This window comes from Actinotalea sp. C106 (assembly GCF_023630195.1).
Taxonomy (GTDB): domain Bacteria; phylum Actinomycetota; class Actinomycetes; order Actinomycetales; family Cellulomonadaceae; genus Actinotalea.
Genome location: NZ_JALPKN010000464.1, coordinates 1 through 1,554, shown reverse-complemented (window position 1 = coordinate 1,554; position 1,554 = coordinate 1). Strand labels below are relative to the sequence as shown.

Sequence of the window (1,554 nt, the reverse complement as noted above, 5' to 3'; positions counted from 1 at the left end):
GGCCGGGTCACCGCGGCCACCTCGGCCCCGCTCACCGACGGGGCCGCCGTCGCGCTGCTGGCCTCGGCCGAGGTGGCCGCCGAGCTCGGCCTGCCCGCGCGGATGCGGCTGGTCAGCTACGCGTACGCCGGGGTCGACCCCGAGGTGATGGGCATCGGCCCTGTTCCTGCCACCGAGAAGGCCCTGCACCTCGCCGGCCTGGGCATCGAGGACATCGGGCTGATCGAGATCAACGAGGCCTTCGCGGTGCAGGTCCTCGCCTTCCTGGACGCGATGGGGATCGAGGACGAGGACCCGCGCGTCAACCCCCTCGGCGGTGCGATCGCGGTCGGGCACCCGCTCGCGGCCTCCGGGGTGCGGCTGATGTCCCAGCTCGCCCGGTCCTTCGCGCTGCACCCCGAGGTCAGGTACGGCATCACGACGATGTGCGTCGGCCTCGGCATGGGCGGCACGGTCGTCTGGGAGAACCCCCACCACCACGGCAGCACGGAGGAGCAGGCATGAGCGCCACGCACGGCACCCCGACCGGCCCCGACGAGCAGGCGACCCGTCGCCTCGCCGGACTGCCCGGCGAACGGGTCGCCCATGCCTTGGTCCGCGACGTCCCACTGCCCGACGGTGGTGTCCTGGCGCTGCTGACCATCGACAACGGCCTCGACCACACCAAGCCCACGACCCTGGGGCCGGGCGGCCTGGCCGAGCTGCACACGGCGCTCACGACCCAGCGGGACCGTGCCGCCGCCGGGGAGATCCAGGCCCTCGCCGTCACCGGCAAGCCGTACTACCTCGCCGCCGGGGCGGACCTCGGCTACATGGCCGCGATCGCCGACCCCGCCGAGGCGCGGGCCGTGGCCCAGGCGGGGCACACGACCCTCCGGCTGCTCGGCGAGCTCGGCGTCCCGACCTTCGCGTTCGTCAACGGCGTGGCGCTGGGCGGCGGGCTCGAGGTCGCACTGCACTGCACCTACCGCACCGTCGCCGCCGACGTCGGGGCGCTGGCCCTGCCCGAGGTCTTCCTCGGTCTGGTGCCGGGCTGGGGCGGGTGCTACCTGGTCCCCCACCTCGTCGGTGTGCGCCGGGCCGTGGACCTCGTGATCCAGCGTCCCCTGGCGAACAACCGGACCACCTCGGCCGGCGCCGCCCTCGAGATGGGCCTGGTCGACACGGTCCTGGACCCCGCGGACTTCCTCGAGCAGTCGATCCGCTGGTGCGCCGAGGTCCTCGCGGGCCGCGTCGTCGTCGAGCGACCCGAGCTCGAGGACCAGGCCACGTGGGACGCGACCGTCACCGCGGCCCGCGCCACCCTCGACCAGCGCCTGCACGGATCACGGCCCGCTCCCTACCGCGCCCTCGACCTGGTGGCAGCGGCACGTACCGCCAGCAGGGACGAGGCCTTCGCCGCCGAGGACGATGCCCTCACCGAGCTCCTCATGACCGACGAGCTGCGCGCGGGGCTCTACGCCTTCGACCTGACCACCCGCAAGGCGCGCAAGCCCGCCGGGGCGCCCGAGGCGGCCCTGGCGCGACCGGTGCGCCGGGTCGGGATCGTCGGGG

1 protein-coding gene and 1 pseudogene are annotated in these 1,554 nt (G+C 74.8%); both read left to right on the top strand.

Going from position 1 to position 1,554, the window contains the following annotated elements:
- Nucleotides 1-504: pseudogene (locus L0B03_RS17640) on the top strand (acetyl-CoA C-acyltransferase); the annotation flags it as partial.
- The coding region (locus L0B03_RS17635; protein WP_250448288.1) for an enoyl-CoA hydratase/isomerase family protein at nt 501-1,554 on the top strand (1,054 nt) is incomplete at its 3' end. The pseudogene L0B03_RS17640 and the gene L0B03_RS17635, both read left to right, overlap by 4 nt.